The sequence below is a fragment of the Streptomyces sp. S3(2020) genome (assembly GCF_013044505.1).
Taxonomy (GTDB): Bacteria; Actinomycetota; Actinomycetes; order Streptomycetales; family Streptomycetaceae; genus Streptomyces.
Genome location: NZ_JABERD010000123.1, coordinates 14,252 through 29,381, shown reverse-complemented (window position 1 = coordinate 29,381; position 15,130 = coordinate 14,252). Strand labels below are relative to the sequence as shown.

At 72.1% G+C, this 15,130-nt stretch carries 14 protein-coding genes; 11 read left to right on the top strand and 3 right to left on the bottom strand.

Annotation, left to right across the window (positions count from 1 at the left end):
* Positions 1 to 47: 47 nt before the first annotated feature.
* The 3 genes from HLK59_RS31555 to HLK59_RS31545 are packed head-to-tail and all read right to left on the bottom strand — an operon-like array spanning position 48 to position 4,100.
* Positions 48 to 1,973, bottom strand: coding sequence for a hypothetical protein (locus HLK59_RS31555; RefSeq protein WP_171144978.1), 1,926 nt, complete (start codon positions 1,971 to 1,973; stop codon positions 48 to 50).
* Complete coding sequence (locus HLK59_RS31550; protein ID WP_171144977.1) at positions 1,970 to 3,046, bottom strand: hypothetical protein; 1,077 nt, start codon at positions 3,044 to 3,046, stop codon at positions 1,970 to 1,972. Before HLK59_RS31550 ends, HLK59_RS31555 begins: the two co-directional genes overlap by 4 nt.
* Before the next feature lie 10 nt (positions 3,047 to 3,056).
* The gene (locus tag HLK59_RS31545; protein WP_171144976.1) at positions 3,057 to 4,100 is read right to left on the bottom strand and encodes a hypothetical protein; all 1,044 of its coding nucleotides are present in this window, start codon (positions 4,098 to 4,100) and stop codon (positions 3,057 to 3,059) included.
* 116 nt (positions 4,101 to 4,216) lie between these two features.
* Here HLK59_RS31545 and HLK59_RS31540 point away from each other — a divergent pair, with 116 nt between their 5' ends.
* The 11 genes from HLK59_RS31540 to HLK59_RS31490 all read left to right on the top strand — a co-directional run bounded on the left by HLK59_RS31540 (position 4,217) and on the right by HLK59_RS31490 (position 15,022).
* Positions 4,217 to 5,074: a CHAT domain-containing protein gene (locus tag HLK59_RS31540; protein ID WP_277349542.1), complete on the top strand. Its 858-nt coding sequence runs from the start codon at positions 4,217 to 4,219 to the stop codon at positions 5,072 to 5,074.
* On the top strand, positions 5,071 to 5,727 hold the full coding sequence (locus tag HLK59_RS31535; protein ID WP_171144974.1) for a hypothetical protein: 657 nt from the start codon (positions 5,071 to 5,073) through the stop codon (positions 5,725 to 5,727). Before HLK59_RS31540 ends, HLK59_RS31535 begins: the two co-directional genes overlap by 4 nt.
* 1 nt (position 5,728) lies before the next feature.
* On the top strand, positions 5,729 to 6,742 hold the full coding sequence (locus HLK59_RS31530) for a ThiF family adenylyltransferase (RefSeq protein ID WP_171144973.1): 1,014 nt from the start codon (positions 5,729 to 5,731) through the stop codon (positions 6,740 to 6,742).
* Positions 6,739 to 8,247 (top strand): effector-associated domain EAD1-containing protein, encoded by a 1,509-nt coding sequence (locus HLK59_RS31525; protein WP_171144972.1) that lies wholly within the window; start codon positions 6,739 to 6,741, stop codon positions 8,245 to 8,247. Before HLK59_RS31530 ends, HLK59_RS31525 begins: the two co-directional genes overlap by 4 nt.
* Complete coding sequence (locus HLK59_RS52085; RefSeq protein WP_171144971.1) at positions 8,237 to 9,313, top strand: JAB N-terminal domain-containing protein; 1,077 nt, start codon at positions 8,237 to 8,239, stop codon at positions 9,311 to 9,313. Before HLK59_RS31525 ends, HLK59_RS52085 begins: the two co-directional genes overlap by 11 nt.
* A complete protein-coding gene (locus HLK59_RS31515; RefSeq protein WP_171144970.1) occupies positions 9,288 to 10,118 on the top strand; it encodes a hypothetical protein in 831 nt (276 codons plus the stop codon). The genes HLK59_RS52085 and HLK59_RS31515 overlap by 26 nt, the downstream gene beginning before the upstream one ends.
* Complete coding sequence (locus HLK59_RS31510; RefSeq protein WP_171144969.1) at positions 10,115 to 12,034, top strand: ATP-binding protein; 1,920 nt, start codon at positions 10,115 to 10,117, stop codon at positions 12,032 to 12,034. Before HLK59_RS31515 ends, HLK59_RS31510 begins: the two co-directional genes overlap by 4 nt.
* Positions 12,035 to 12,106: 72 nt before the next feature.
* Positions 12,107 to 13,273: an AAA family ATPase gene (locus tag HLK59_RS31505; RefSeq protein WP_171144968.1), complete on the top strand. Its 1,167-nt coding sequence runs from the start codon at positions 12,107 to 12,109 to the stop codon at positions 13,271 to 13,273.
* A gap of 28 nt (positions 13,274 to 13,301) precedes the next feature.
* On the top strand, positions 13,302 to 14,096 hold the full coding sequence (locus HLK59_RS31500) for a hypothetical protein (protein WP_171144967.1): 795 nt from the start codon (positions 13,302 to 13,304) through the stop codon (positions 14,094 to 14,096).
* Complete coding sequence (locus HLK59_RS31495) at positions 14,097 to 14,357, top strand: hypothetical protein (protein WP_171144966.1); 261 nt, start codon at positions 14,097 to 14,099, stop codon at positions 14,355 to 14,357.
* Positions 14,354 to 15,022: a hypothetical protein gene (locus HLK59_RS31490; protein WP_171144965.1), complete on the top strand. Its 669-nt coding sequence runs from the start codon at positions 14,354 to 14,356 to the stop codon at positions 15,020 to 15,022. The genes HLK59_RS31495 and HLK59_RS31490 overlap by 4 nt, the downstream gene beginning before the upstream one ends.
* Positions 15,023 to 15,130: the final 108 nt, after the last annotated feature.

The following is a 15,130-nucleotide window of genomic DNA, read 5'->3' as shown; positions in this document are numbered from 1 at the left end:
GCCCACTACGGCGACAAGCCCGGCGGACGCGACCGGTACCTGCTGGCCTACGACGTCACCGACCGCCGGCCTCGTCGCCGCCGTGCGCGCCCGCGGCGTGGACGCCGGCTTACCCCGCGTGCCGGTCCGCGCCGATCGCCGCCTCCAGCCGCCGGTCTGTACTGACCCCCGGGGGGGCGGCGGCCCGGATCGCCCCGCCCGCCGCCTGCCGACCGCCCCGCGGCCCGGGCCGGGCCGCGGACGGACGGGGCGGTGAGCGCGTAGCCCTCGTCCCGCAGCAGCAGATCGGACAGGGCGTAGCGGATGCGGGTCTCGGCCGCTTCCTCCCCCGCCCGCCACAGCGCGGCGGTGAGGAGCCCGAGGGGCGCGTCGTCCCCGGCGCGATCCACGACGGCCCAGGCGTCCGCGGCCCTGAGCTGGGGGCCGTAGGCGGCGGTGAGCAGGCCCGTGTAGCAGTCGACCTCCTTCGCCTTGTCCCCGCCCGCGGCCGCTTCGATCTCGGCGCGCAGCAGACCGCGCTCGAACCATGCCCGGACGGCCTTCTCGCGCGCCTTCTTGTCGGTTCCGGCGCCCAGATGGCGGCGCAGGACGAGGGCGGCGGCGTCCGGGTCGGGGCCGGAGCTCCGCTGGACGAAGTCCAGCAGGGCGGACGCGGGGGACGGGGCGAAGAGCCCCTCGTGGTCCAGGTGGGACACGTCCATCCCGAGTGTCAGGGCCATGCCCACCAGATACATGGCCCAGGGTTCCGACAGGTCGAGGCCTTCGTTGGGCAGCCGGCTCAGGAACACGTCGGCCACCAGCTCAGGGCGCGGCCGTGCCTGTGCCGTCTCCTGGATCAGGTCCGCCGGGCAGCTCCGGGTCAGACACACGACCACGGCTTCCCGCATGACGGTCTCGCGCAGTTCGGGATGGCGCACGGACCGCGCCTCGTTGCGCCCCCACCGGCTCACCACGTCGATGAGCAGACGGGCGGGCTGTTCGCGCAACTCCCCGGAGAGCCGCCGGCCCGCGACTCCGGCCCTGCCGACCGTCGAGGCCCTGCGCAGCACGTCGTCGTCGAGGAGGAGGTCGAGCGGGAGCCGGTCGTCGACGATCCGGCCGTCCACGACCGATACCGACCGCCGCCACGCCAGCACGTCGTCGGCCGTGGCGAGCCCGGCGCTGGGCCGCACCCGGTGCACCGCCGCGTGCCCGGCGTCCAGATACAGCTCCACCAGCTGTGCGGCGAAGCCGGTGCCGTCCGCGTCGGGCGGTGCGACGGCGGCTTCGACCCGCAGCCGCTGGTTGACGTAGTACGACTGCGGCGGCCGGGCGGAGAGGAAGACCACCCGCGGCTGATGGCCGCCCACGTCGGTGGTCTCCCGGCCGGCGAAGGTCCATGGCCTGCCGGGCACCGGTCCGACGATGTCGTGCACCGCGGTCATCATCGGCAGGGCGTACTCGGGCCGGGTGATGAAGGTGAAGTCGGCGCCGGGCGCGCCGAGCGCATGGGCGACGGCCGCGGTCAGCTGGTCCTTCGGGATGTCCCGCACCGCCGCGCGCAACCCGTCCAGGCCCGGACCGGCGGCGGCACGCAGTTCCTCGATGTCGAGCGGGGCGAGCCGGGCGTCCGGTCCCTGCGGTTCGCGCTCGCGCCAGCCGGACCAGTCGTGCAGCCCCAGGGCGAGGGCCGCGTCGATCAGGTGCGGGGCGCCGACCAGGGCATGGGTCAGGGTGGCGCCGGCCCGGCCGTGCGCGTTGCGTGCGGGGAGCTTGCGCAGTACGGCGGCCTCGTCCTCGAACACCAGGTGGACCAGGCCCGCCCGCGTCTCGCCCGGGTCGTCCGCGTCGTCCTTGGCCGCCCAGACGTTCGGCAGCCGCCCGGTCCAGCGGTCCAGGGTGGGCGCTCCGGAGTCGGCCACGGGGCGCACCCCGGCGTTGCCCGCGCTGTCCCGTTCGGCCCAGCCGAAGAGGATCTGATGGACGGTGGTCATCCGACTTCTCCCTGACCGAGGTCGGTGGGGCCGAGGACCCCGCACATGGCGAACAGCGCGAGCAGGGGTTTGAGGGCGCGACGTGGGGCGAAGCCCCCCTGGGGAGAGCGCTGGACGCCTTCCTCCTCGACGGCGCCGTGCCCGGTCGCGGTGGCGAAGTGCAGGGTCGAGGGGGCGCAGCGGGCGAACGGCGCGAGCCAGCCGCGGGCACCCCGGGAGCTGAGGAAGGCGTAGGCGTCCTCGCTCTCCGCCTCCACGGTGTGCAGCTCCAGTTCCTCCTCGGGCGAGGTGTCCCTGAACCACCGCTCCACCAGCGCCTCGTGATGCCTGAGCAGGTCGCTCTTGCCGACCACGACGGCGGCGGGCAGCGGCATGAACTCCTCTCCCTCGTACCCGCGCAGTCGCGCGATCTTGTTCAGTACGACGTCGAAGGACGGGTCGCCGGTGACGCTCCCGGAGGAGCCGGTGAGGCCGCGGATCCGGCTCGGGTCGACCACGAACACCAGGGCGCCGGCCGCGCCGAGGAACGGCACCTCGGCCTCGTGGTTGGCGAGCCACTCCCCGGAGACGTCGAAGAAGGCCACGGCGAAGTTGCGTCGGGTCCTGCTGCTGTGGACCCACAGGGCGTCGGTGAACTCGGGCGGCCCGGCGGGAGTGCCGGGGATCCCCCGGCCCTGGTCGAGGAAGGGGCGGACGACGTTCTTCAGGTACTCCTGGTGCTTCTTCAGGTCGAGTCCGCCGACGACCAGGCCGAGCCGTGACATCCGGTCGGCGTCCGAGAGCATGCCCACCATCGCGGCGAGCAGATGACTCTTGCCGGCCGCGGACTCGCCCACCACGCCGATCACGAGCGGCTGGCCGAAGTCGCCGTACTTGCCGGGCAGGACGTGCGGTTCACCGCCGCCCTCGCACAGCCGGTAGGCGTTGAGGGTGCGCTGGCTCCAGACCACGTCGTCCTCGCCCTCCCGGCGGACGAGGGGCTCCGTACGGTTGTCGGCGGTCATGGTGACGGTCTGGGCCCGCGCCCAGTCCACCATGTTCAGGCAGATGGGGCACCTCACCTGTGCTGCCATGTCGTCCTCCTCACCACACCAGCACCGCGACGAGCGCCAGCACGACAACCACCAGCACGATCACTCCGGTCACGGTGGCCCCACGGGTGGTGGCGGGGCCCGAGTACACGTAGGCGGGGGTGCGCGGCACCCGGGGCGGTGGCGGCGGAGCCAGCACCCGGTGGCGGTACGCCCGCTGCCGGGCCCGCAGTTCGTGGAAGCGCCGGCGGGCCTCCATCTCCACCTCGACCGGTGTGTGGGGGCGGGCCGTCTCCGGCTTGGCCGGTCCCCCCTCCCAGCGCGTGCGCAGGGTGAATCCGCTGATCCGGTGCCGGGCGACGTCGGTGAAGACCCCTTCGAGGAGGTTGCGCAGACTGTTGTCGAGGAGTCTGACGCGGCCTCGCATGTCAGGGGTCGCGGCGGCGTCCTCGCCCGTCGCCAGATGGAAGATCACCGCGCCGGCGGGGTACACGTCGTCCCGGCAGTCGGCCTTGCCCAGACCCGCCGTCTGTTCGGGGGACCGCCAGGGATCGACGCCCACCGCCGCGCCGCGGTCCTCGCCCTCGTGCACGGCGATGCCGGACTCGGTCAGCTGGACGGACTTGCCGTCCCACAGCAGTGTCTGGGGCCGGATGTCGCGGTGCACGACGCGTAACTCGTTCAGCTTGGTGAGGACGGCGACGATGCCGTCCACCGCACTCCACAACTCCCCTGGAGGCAGCGGGAGTTCGTCGCGGAACTCGGACAGCGGGCGCCCTCTGCGGACGGCGACCAGGAAGGGGGCCCGGCCGTCCGGGCGGTGGCCGATGACCCGGCTGAGCTCGGCCGGATAGCTGGTGACGCCGAGCCGACGGACCAGCAGATCCGCGAACCTGACGGCGTTGGCCAGTTCCCGGCGGGCCTGGTCGGTGTAGGCGATGCGCTGTACGACACGCTCGCCGCCTCCGTGCACCAGGACGCCCCGGCGTTCCCGAAAACCGTCCCTTGTTTTCTCCCCTTGATCGAAATCGATCTCGAAGATCGATTTCTCGGCACCGCGGCCACCACAGGTGATCATTTCCAGACGCTCGATCAAGCCCGCCCCCGATAAGTGTGCTGCGCAATCCGAAAGTACACCCACGGGACGGCACGGCAAGTACTCTTCTTCCGAACCACCGCACACACAGGGGAAGTTGGCTCGGGGGACGAGATATGGCCGGTTCGACCTGGAAACAATTGCGCGACGACGGTGCATTCGAATTATTGGGCGAATTATTTCCGGATGTGCTGACGGGTCACGCCCTTTTGGAAGACGCCGGTGTCAACCCGGCGATCCTGATTCCCTTCGCCCCACCGCTGACCGCCGCCGACTGGTGGCGTGCCACCTGCCAGGCACTGGACCGGGGCCGGGTCGCGGGAGTACGGCCGTCCGACCTGCTCGTGGCGGCGGCGGCCAGGTACCCCGACCACGCGGAGCTGCGGAACCTGGCCGGCGGCACCGCACCGGCCGCGACCGTGCGGGTGCTGTGTCTGATGTCCGCACCGCTCGACGAGGCCAGACTGCGGCTCGGCGCCGAACAGCGCGTCATCCGGGAGGCCGAGGCGCGCTCCGCGGGACGCCTGACCGTGACGGTCCATCCCGCCACCCGGATCGCCGACATCCTGCCCCAGCTCGACGCCGCACTCCCGCGGATCGTGCACTTCGCCGGGCACGGCACCGACGACGGCCGACTGCTCTTCGAGGACGGGACGGGCGCCTCGGCAGCCGTGCCCGTGGAGGCGCTGACCCCCGCACTCGGTCTGCACGCCCCGCTCGACTGTGTGGTCCTCAACTCCTGCTGGACGGCGGCGTACGCGGAGGGCCTCCTCTCCTGCGCGCACACCGTGGTGGGCACCGTGAGCGAACTCGACGACGACGCGGGGCTCGCCTTCGCCGAGGGCTTCTACAGCTCGCTCGCCCACTCCCCCGACATCGAGCGGGCCTGCGCGGCCGGGCGCGCGGCGCTGCGGCTGAACGGCCACTCCCCGGACGATCTTCGCCATGTCTCCCGTACGGAAAGCGGCACATGACGGGCCCTCAGCAGGGCGGCGGGCTCGACGAGCCCGTGGCCACCTCCGCCTCGCCCGAAGTCTCCAGCGCCTTCGACCGCGGCCAGCAGCGCGGCGAGAACCCCCAGGTGGCCGGCGCCGACGGACCGGCCTCCACGACACTGGACTCACGCTGGCTCGGTACCTGGCGGCGGCCGGGCGACCGTCGCCGGGCGCCCTGCCGAGTCTGCGGACACACCTTCCGCCTGGACGACACGGTCTATCTGCGGCACTCGGAGAACGGCAAGCTGGCCGACGTCACCCATCATCTGCGCAACCTTCCGTGCAGCGGCCACGCGACGCCTTCGGAACTGCCCGACCCCCGCGCGCAGGCCGCGTTCTTCCGCGGGGTGGACGCCGCCGACCCGTCGCCGGACACCCTGCACACCATGCGGCTGATGCCCGACGACCCGGCCCTGGGACACCCCCGACAGCGCAACGCCTGTTTCGTGTGCCGGCACACGTTCCGGCTCTTCGAGACGGTCGTCGTCTGCCCCTGCTCACCCCAGGACCGCGGTTGTCTCAAGGCGGTCCACCAGGATCCGGCCCGCGGGCTCGGCTGCTTCGAGCAGTGGCGCAGCGACCTCACGGTCGTCCAGTGCCCGATGAACTTCCGCACACTGAAGCGGAGTTGACATGGGGCGCTTCGACCGGCACGAACTCATCCCGGACTGGGACCAGCGGCAGCTCTCCGCTGCCACCGTCGTGGTGGTCGGCGTCGGCGCCCTGGGCAGCCAGCTCGCCCAGCAACTCGCCCTGGCCGGCATCGGGCGACTGGTGCTGTGCGACCCCGACCATGTCTCGGAGTGCAACCTCAGCCGGGCCCCGCTGTTCCGCGCCGAGGACGTCGGACGGCCAAAGGCTCCGATCGCCGCGCGCCGGCTCGGCGAGCTCTCCCCGGTGACCCGTGTGGACGCCCGGACCGCTCCGCTGGTCAGCGGAGTGGGGCTGGCCGAACTGCGCGACGCCTCACTCGTGGTCAGCTGCCTGGACAGCCTGGCCGCCCGGCTCCAGCTCAGCGGACGCTGCCAGCTCGTCGGTGTCCCGCTGCTCGACGGCGGCACCAGCCCCTGGGGCGGGGAGATCCGGCTCTACGACCCGTCGGGCGCCTGCTTCGGCTGCGGCCTCACCCCCAGGGACCGGGCCGCCCAGGACGACCCCTGGGCCTGCGCGGACGCCACCACGACCGATGCCGGAGCCTCCGCCCCGGTCTCGGCACTGATCGGGGCGTGGATGGCGGTGACCGCCGTACGACTGCTGTGCGGGGCCGAGACCACGGCGGGCCTGGTCCGCGTGGACGCGGCGAGCGGTGCGGCGACCCCGGTCCGGGCGCGCCGCGATCCCGACTGCCCGCTGCACGCCCGGATCCCGGCCCCGCTGGTGTCGCCGACACCGCACACCGTCCGCTCCACCCCGGCCGACCTCGCCGCCCATCTCGACCCGGAGGAGTCCGTGATGACCTGGGCGCCCTTGCCCGGATCCCCGCCGACCCAGCAGTCCACCCGGCTCACCGACGCGTCACCGCACGCCCCGCTCGCCGAACTCGGCGTGGCCCCACGCGAGATCCTGCCGGTCCTCGGGACCGGACGTACCCGAAGAATCCGCTACCTGGAACTCTCCGAGGCCGGCGGGAAAGGAAGCTCCCGGTGACAAGCGACGCGGGCAAACTGCCCACCGAGATCAAGCAGGCCCTGGCCGACACCCTGGCCAACCTCTACCGCACCCAGACGCAGGCCGAGGAGCTCCTGGACGACATGGACTTCCCGCCGCACACGCGGCCCCCCTGGGGAGCGGCGGGCCAGGATGTCGTCACCTTCTGGCGACAGGTCGTACGTGCCCTCGACCTCGGCGCCGTGCCGCGCGAAGGGGTCCCCCAGCTGGTGGAGACCGCGCTCCGGCGCTGGCCCGGCAACCACGACCTGCTGAAGATCAGGGAGTTCCTGCGCACCGAGCAGCGGGAGCGCCCCGGAGCCGCCGGGAACGCGGACACGCTGTACCGGACCGTCGAGTTCGTCGGAAGTGAGGCCTACCCGGAGTTCCTCCAACTGGTCCGCGAGCTGGTCGACCACGGGGCCCTGCAGCTCTACGCCAACAACCAACAGGCCGCGTTCCGGGTCGCCGAGATGCCCCCGGACCGGCTCCAGCAACTCCAGGAACGGGCGGCGCGGATCGACCCCAACGTCGAAGTCCTCTACGGGGAGCACGACTTCCGCCCGACCCTGTACACCCGCCTCCGGTTCCGGGGCCCCGACCAACAGCTGTACGAGATCCCGTACGTTCCGAACACCACCCTGCCCAGCGAACTGGTGCCCACCATCTGGGCGGAGTACCGCCCCGAGGTGTCCCGGGACGCCAACGGGCAGCTGCGCCGGGCCGTGGTCGACTACCGCGACGAGAACGGCGAGGCCCGGCGGCTGGATCCGGATGTCCCGCTGTTCAACCAGGGCATCCGCGACGGCGGTCAGCTGGAGGTGTCGGCCGAGTCGACGGCGGGCGTCGACTCCTTACTGCGTCTGGAGGCCATCGCGCAGGCCCGCGAGGACATCGCCGACTTCGCCGACGAGCACGAGGAGTTCACGCTGGTCCGCATGGACGACGACCGGCTGCCGCTGCGGTTCGAGGTCGAGCTCCACGTCCCGGGCTTCGCCCCGCCGGAGGACCTGGAGGCCTGGCCGCTGGACCCCCGGCCGATCGACCGGCATGAACTGGTCATCGGGCTGCCGTCCGAGTTCCCCATCCAGGCACCCCGGGTGCTGTGGCTGTCGGAGGTGTTCCACCCGAACATCGCCCGGGACGAGGAGTTCGGCAAGGGCTCCGTCTGCCTGGGGCCGCTGATGACCGACTACACGCCCGACCTGAGCCTGTACGCGCTGTGCCAGATGCTCATCGACATGGCCCGCTACCGCAACTACGAGATCCTCCCGCACGACTACCAGATGGCGATGGACTTCGACAGCCTGGTGCGGGACATGCTGGAGCGCGGCGGCTACCTCGACCGGGCCGCGGCCGCCTGGGCGTTCTCGTTCGAGGGCCAGGAACGCATCAAGGAGATCGGCGGCACCACCTGGCTGGCCCGGGCGGGGCTGACGGCCAGGGCTGATCGCTCCCGGTCCCTGACGGTCCATCGCGTGGAGGCGAGCCCGGATGAGTACTGAGAAACAGACCGGTACGGCCAAGGTGCTGCTCTACAAGAGCACGTCCTTCGATCTCCTGGGCCATATGTCCCTGACCTCGCTGCTCGTCGAGGCGTTCCGGCGCGAGCTGGAGCCCGGCGATCCGGAGGACGAGGTGGACATCCGGCTGCGGTACGTGCGCAGGCCCGATCCACGGCTGATCGACGGGCCGCGCACCATCCACAATCTGCGCAGTCAGATCGGCAGGCTCGGCGTGACGATCTCACGGCGCGGCGACACCGTGGTGGACCGGGAGTTCTCGGTCCGGGAACTGCTCGGCCCGGTGCTGCAACACGTGGTCCAGCAGATCGACCCGGAGGAAGAGGTCTGGGGGTTCTGTCTGGACCATCCCTCTCTGGCCGTGGTGGCGCTCGCGCGTTCCACCCCCGAGGTCGAGGGCACCATGGACCTCAACCTGCGCGAGTCCCGGCGCAACTTCGCCATCCGCAAGGTGGAGGAGCCGCCGGTGCCCCGGATCGCCGCCGAGGAGCTGGGCATCGACCCGGCAGCCCTGGGACCGGTGACCGTCCTCCTCGCGGGTGAGACGTACGAGCATCTGTATCTGATGAAGCTCTCGCGACGGCTGGAGGAGGGCGGCTTCCTGCTCGGCAAGGTGCGCCGGGTCCTGGAGCCGGAGCCGGAGCGGGACGGCGAGGAGTCCGCGGAGCGCTATCTGGTGGAGATCACGGAGGTCACCCCGGCGGAGCACGCGGGCGCCGGTGCCCTGCACTTCACCTTCACCGGCGACTCCTTCCGCGAGGTGAACCGGCTGCTGTCCGCGTCCGGGGACAAACAGCTGATGGGCTGGTACCACACGCACCTCTTCTCCGGTAAGGAGTCGGGGCTGTCGGGTATCGACGTGGACCTGCATCTGGGCACCTTCCGGCAGCCCTGGCAGGTCGCCGGACTTGTCAACATCACCAGCGACGAGAGGCTGCTGCGTTTCTACGCGCGCTTCGGCGACGGTGTGCGCGAGGTCGAACAGTGGGTGGGGGATGAGCGCGGCCGATACCGCCTTGAGCGTGCTGCAGTGGTCGAGGAACTGTGACGGGGAACGGTCGGCGCCGCCGGAGGGGGACCTGAGGGACCTCCAGGACCTGGCCGCCCCGCCGCCGGACGTGACGGACGAGGTGATCCGGGTCGCCGTGTACGGCGCCGCCCGGCTGCGCCTGGACCGGCTGGCGGAGCAGGAGCGGCGCCCGGTCGGCGCGGGGGCGCTGCTGCTGGCGGCGGCGATAGGGGCCCGTGCGCAGGCCGAACTGGCCACCGAGGCGGTCCGGGCGGTGCCGCCCGCCCGCTCGCTGTGGGACGTCCTCGCCCATCACGCCGTGGTGGCGCCCGCGCTGCCGCACTGTGCGGGCAGCCCGCTGCTGGCCGAACGGCTGCGGGACGCCTCGCCGCTCACCGCGGTCCTGGACCGGCCGAACCCGCCCGGCGAGTCGGCGGCCGAACTCCTCCTGGAGGACGTGCTCCTGACGCATCCTCAGGGTCGCCGGCTGCTCACGGCCGTCTACTGCGAGGCCCCGGCCTCCCCCGCGCAGGCCCTGTGGCGCGGCCGGATTCTGGACCAACTGCGGATGCAGGACCGCGAGTTGGTGCTGGACGTGTACGAGGCCGCGCTCCTGCGTCACCAGGCCGAGCACCTGCTGCTGATCCAACAGGCCCGGCTCTGTCTGACCGTGCCGCCCGATCTGCCCTCGGCCCGTCCGGTGGCCCAGTGGTGGGCCGCGCTGGCCCGCCTGGAGCGTTCCCATGCGCGGCTGCTGCGGGCCCGGACGGGCATCACCCGGCAGTACCTGGCGGGCGTGGGCCTGTACCGAGACGTCGAACGACTGGAGGCGATCTCCGCATGACCACCGCCACACGCCGTATCTGCGTCATCGCCCCCGACGAGGAGTCGCTGCGGGCGCTGCGCCGGCAGCCGCCCGGTGTCACGGTCGACGAGGCCCTGGCGTCGGGCCCCTATCTGCTGCGCACCCCGCTGGAGCCGAGCTGGGGCCTGCTGCGCTGGGAGTCCGTCGCCACCGAGTTGCTGCTCCAGTCCGAGCTGCCCTACGGCACGCCGGTCTACCCGCCGACGTACTCGCCGGCACCGGCACCGGAGACCGCCGCCGATGCCCCGGCGGCCTCGCTGTCCAAGCAGCCGTCCGGCTCGGGCACCGAGGAGGCACCGGCGCCCCGGGAACCGGAGTACCGGCACGCGCAGCCCCGGGAACTGCACGAGGCCGAGTCCACGGTGCTGGCCTACGGCCGTGACATCGCCCAGGTCTCCTCGCTGCTGAGGGCGGGCCTGTCCGTGCTGGTGGTGGCCGAGAAGCCGGTCGTACCGCATCTGTGGCGGGAGATGGCGACCCGGGCCGGGCTGCGGGCGGAGGTGCTGGAGGACCCCGAGGAGCTCCAGGACGCCCAGGAGTCGCGCCGGGAGCAGCCGCCGGAGCTGATCCCGACCCAGCAGAATCCGCGCCAGCGGCTGCTGGCCCGGCTGCGGGAGCTGATCCGCGGGCTCAACGACGACCAGGCGCTGGTCGTCCAGCATCTCGATCTGCTCGCCGGGGGCAGCGACGGCTCCCTGTCGGCGGAGGCCCGCGAGGTGACCGAGCTGCTGCACGGGGCACCGGAGCGGGTCATGCTCGCCTTCGCAGCGCCCTCGCTGTCGGTGCCCGAGGTGCTGGCCGAGCGGTTCAGCACCCGCGTGTCCATCACCGGCGTGCCCCGGACGGTGTGGTTCCGGGACGACGACGAGGAACAGCCGCTGGGCCGGGCGCTGGTGACGGTGGGCGAGGCGGCCCGGTTCAGCCGGTACGACCCCATCGAGTTCTACAAGCATGTCGCGGGCATGAACCCGGTCCTGCTGCGCCAGGCGATGCGGTACGCGATGAGTGTGCACCGGGACCACGCGGAGCCGAGCGCGCGTGATCTGTACGCCACCATCCGGGCGTTCAAGGCCCAGATGTCGAGCAACTTCGAGGTCCCGGACGTCGGTTTCGACGACATCGCGGGCTACGACGAGGTGAAGGAGCAGATCCAGCGGGCGATCGACATCGTGATCGGCCACCACCGGCTGCCTCCGCAGTTCGACCATCTGCGCACCAAGCTGATCCCGCGGGGCTTCATCTTCCACGGCCCGCCGGGCACCGGTAAGACGCTGTTCGCCAAGGCCATCGCCAACCGGATGAACGCCACGATCCTGGTGGTCTCGGGTCCGGAGATCATGGGCACCTACGTCGGTGAGAGCGAGCGCAACGTCCGGGAGATCTTCGCCGAGGCCCGGCGCAACGCGCCTTCGGTGGTCGTCTTCGACGAGTTCGACTCCATCGCCTCCCGTCGCTCGGACCACTCCGACGGCGGCTCCCGGGCCGGCAACGCGGTGGTGGCGCAGATCCTCACCGAGATGGACGGCTTCCGCCCGGAGGTGCCGACCCTGGTGATCGGCACCACCAACCGGCTGAACCTGATCGACGAGGCGCTGCTGCGGCCCAGCCGCTTCGAGACCATCAGCATCGACGTGCCCAACGACGAGGCCCGGCTGAAGATGATCGGCCTGCACGCGCGGAAGTTCGGGATCGACGTGGGCGGCGGGGTCGACGAGCTGATCGCGGCGGCGCTGAAGGGCCGCAACGGGGACGACATCCACTCCGTGTTCCGTGACGCCTTCGTCGCCGCCCACTTCCAGGACCCGCCGGTGCCGCCCACGGCCGAGCAGCTCGGCCAGATCGTGGGCCAGCTCCAGCGCACCCGCCGCCAGCAGCGGCGCTCCAGCAGGCTCTGACCGGCACGGCCGACGCGACAGACCGACAAGACCGACAGACCGACAGACCGACAGCAGAGGGAGGAGGCCACGGTGAGCTGGGGCCAGGAGACCGTCGACACCATCAGGGACCTGGAGTACGTACGGCGGCAGCTGGGCGACGAGTTCGTCGGCCGGGAGCGCGCCGTCAGACTGCTCCAGCTCGCCGTGGTCTGCCAGGAGCACGCGCTGCTGCTCGGCCCGACCGGCACCGCGAAGAGCGAGCTGATCTCCGCGCTGGCCCGGCAGATCGAGGCCCGGCACTTCAGCTATCTGCTGACCCGGTTCACCGAACCGTCGGAGATCTTCGGGGCGCTGGACTTCGACCGGTTCCGCCAGGGCACCTACCACGTGCACACCGAGGGGATGCTGCCGCAGGCCGAACTCGTCTTCCTGGACGAGGTGTTCCAGGGCAGCAGCGCCATCCTCAACACCCTGCTGACGCTGCTCAACGAACGCCGGTACCACAACGGCGCCCGGGCGGAGAACGCCCCGCTGGTCAGTCTCCTGGGGGCGACCAACGACATCCCCGACGACCCCGGGCTGACCGCGTTCTCGGACCGGTTCCTGATCCGGCTGCTGGTGGAACCCGTGGGCGGCACCGACCTGGAGCGGCTGCTGCTGGTCGGCTGGCGGCACGAGACACGGCGGCTGGCCGCGGCGGGCAGCGAGGCGCCCCCGGCCCGCGGCGGCACGCTGACGGTCGAGCGGCTCAGCCGGCTCTCGCTGCGGCTGCGGGACATCGACCTGGATGCGGTTCTCGGTGAACACCGGGAACTGATACGGCAGTTGCTGATCCAGGGGGTCAGGCTGTCGGACCGGCGGCTGGTGCGCAGCCTGAAACTGGTCGCCGGTGCCGCGCTGCTGCGCGAGTCACAGACGGCCCAGCCGGTGGACCTGTGGCCACTGGCCCACATCTGGACCGACCCCGCGGACCGCACCACGGTGGAGGAGGCCGTGCACGCCGTGGTGGAGAAGCACGGCGGAGAGCCCGCCCGGCGGCGCCGCCCCGATCAGGAGATCCTGCTGGACGCTCGTGAGGTCGGCGCCCCGCTCACCGCCGAACGACGCCCCAGCGAATGGAGCGTGATCGACGGCCTGCACAAACTCAGCGCCCTGTCACGGGAGTTGAGGGAGCATCAGCCCGTGAACCCACAGACCGAGGCAGAGCTGTCTCGTATCATTGCCGAAGTGAACGTGCTCCTCGACCAGTTCGAGTGAGCGCGGGATCATTACAGGGGGTACCCCAATGTGCAATCCCCGACGGGTCCGGGTCCGGGCCTCCAGCCGACTCACCCTGATGTGGCAGGAGGAGCTGCGCCGGACAGGCCGGGCCAGCACCGACGTGACCGGCGAGGCGACGCTGCGCCAGGAGTTCGGGACACTGCTCGGCGCCGCGGCGCGCCGCGCGTTCGAGGCGGCACTCGGGGCCGACACCCGCTGGACATGGCAGGACGGCACCTATCGGATGGAGCTGGACGGCGGCACGGTCGCCTACCACCTCGACACCGGTGAGATCGAGATGACCGCGCGGCTGGTCGACCAGGTGAGCGCCGAGGCCGAGGTGATCCGCAAGGTCGAGGGCACGGTCGACGTCCACACCACGGCCGAGCGGACCGAGCGCTACTACGACGACAACTGGGGCAATCTCACCAAGGAGGTCGCCGAGCGCAGCGCCCGTCTGGAGGCGCAGGACCGCGCCGACCGCAAGGCCGCCGAGCAGGCCGCCCGCCAGGAGGAGAAGGCCCGCCTCGCCGGGCAGGCGACCCTGGCCGCCCAGCGCGCGGAGCTGGACGCCGAGGCCCACGAGGAGGCCGAGCGGCAGGTCGCGGCCACCGCCGAGCAGCGGCGGGAGGAGCTCTCCCGGGACGCCGCCGACCGGCTCGCGGACGCCCGTACGGACTTCCTGCGTCCGGTGCACGAAGTACTGGCCGTGGCCTACCGGGACGCCATCGTGGAGTACGCACGTGCGAACGGCGCACAGGCCCTCCAGGTCGACGAGACGGACGGGATGCTCAACATCCAGTTCGAGATGGAGGCCTGAATGCGGGTCAGGGTCGAGTTCCGCTACAACGCGGAGACCGGCGAGGTCGAGCTGTTCCAGATCGACGACATCGGCCGGACCACCCGGCTGCAGGACCACGACGCCGCGCACGACGACATCGCGTACGCGATCGGCCGGGTGCTGGACCGCAGGCCGGGCGTGCAGGAGGTGGTCGACGACGGCCGTACGGGTCCCGCCGTCGCGCTGACCGTGCCCGACGAACCCGAGCAGCCCCCCGAGCGGGAGCGGCTCCGCGAATGACGAGATCGCCCGACCTCCTGGTACGCGCCGCCTTCTGTTACGCGGAGGCCGGCGACTACGCCCAGGCCGCCCGCTGCCACGAGCAGGCGGGGCACCGGCTGAAGGCGGCCGAACTGTGGGAGCAGGCCAAGGATCCGGCGCGTGCCGCCGAGTGCTGGCTGCGTGAGGGCCGGCCGGGCCGGGCCGCCGAGTGCTGGCTGTCGATCGGGCGGTACGAGGCGGCCGCCGAGTGCTTCGAGGCCGCGGGCGACCTGCTGCGGGCGGGCTGGACCCTGGTCACCCGGACCCGGTCCTTCGCCACCGCCGAGCAGTTGTTCATCACCGCCCGGACCGAACCCGGGGGGCAGGAGCTGCGCCGCCGGATCGGCCGCCGGCTCGCCGCGGCCCGGGCGTACGGCGAGGCCGCCGCCCTGGTCCGGACCCTGGCCGGGGTGGCGGACCGGCTGGGCGGCCTCTCCTCCGCCCGGGAGCGGGAGGAGGTCGAGCTGTGGGCGGTGACCGCGGCGGAGCTGGTGGGCCGTCCCGATCTCGGCGCCCTGGTCTTCGCGGCCTCCTACCGGGCCGGCGTGACCGGGTGCGCCGACCGCTGGCAGCAGTGGGCGGCCCGGGTCCTGGGCGACACCACCGGCGTGCCCACGGGCCCCGCGCCCCCGCCCGCCTCGTAGCACCGCATCAGACCTGGATCCACGCATCGGGGGACGGATGAACGCTCCAAAGCGGAACAAGAGAAGGATCTTCCCTGCCGCGCGTCCCGCCCGGCCCGGCTACCCTCC

Coding starts and splice junctions, on each gene's coding strand:
- HLK59_RS31500 (WP_171144967.1), top strand. CDS start 13,302: ATGTGCAATCCCCGACGGGTCCGGGTCCGGGCCTCCAGCCGACTCACC.
- HLK59_RS52085 (WP_171144971.1), top strand. CDS start 8,237: ATGAGTACTGAGAAACAGACCGGTACGGCCAAGGTGCTGCTCTACAAG.
- HLK59_RS31540 (WP_277349542.1), top strand. CDS start 4,217: ATGGCCGGTTCGACCTGGAAACAATTGCGCGACGACGGTGCATTCGAA.
- HLK59_RS31510 (WP_171144969.1), top strand. CDS start 10,115: ATGACCACCGCCACACGCCGTATCTGCGTCATCGCCCCCGACGAGGAG.
- HLK59_RS31550 (WP_171144977.1), bottom strand. CDS start 3,046: ATGGCAGCACAGGTGAGGTGCCCCATCTGCCTGAACATGGTGGACTGG.
- HLK59_RS31530 (WP_171144973.1), top strand. CDS start 5,729: ATGGGGCGCTTCGACCGGCACGAACTCATCCCGGACTGGGACCAGCGG.
- HLK59_RS31490 (WP_171144965.1), top strand. CDS start 14,354: ATGACGAGATCGCCCGACCTCCTGGTACGCGCCGCCTTCTGTTACGCG.
- HLK59_RS31495 (WP_171144966.1), top strand. CDS start 14,097: ATGCGGGTCAGGGTCGAGTTCCGCTACAACGCGGAGACCGGCGAGGTC.
- HLK59_RS31555 (WP_171144978.1), bottom strand. CDS start 1,973: ATGACCACCGTCCATCAGATCCTCTTCGGCTGGGCCGAACGGGACAGC.
- HLK59_RS31535 (WP_171144974.1), top strand. CDS start 5,071: ATGACGGGCCCTCAGCAGGGCGGCGGGCTCGACGAGCCCGTGGCCACC.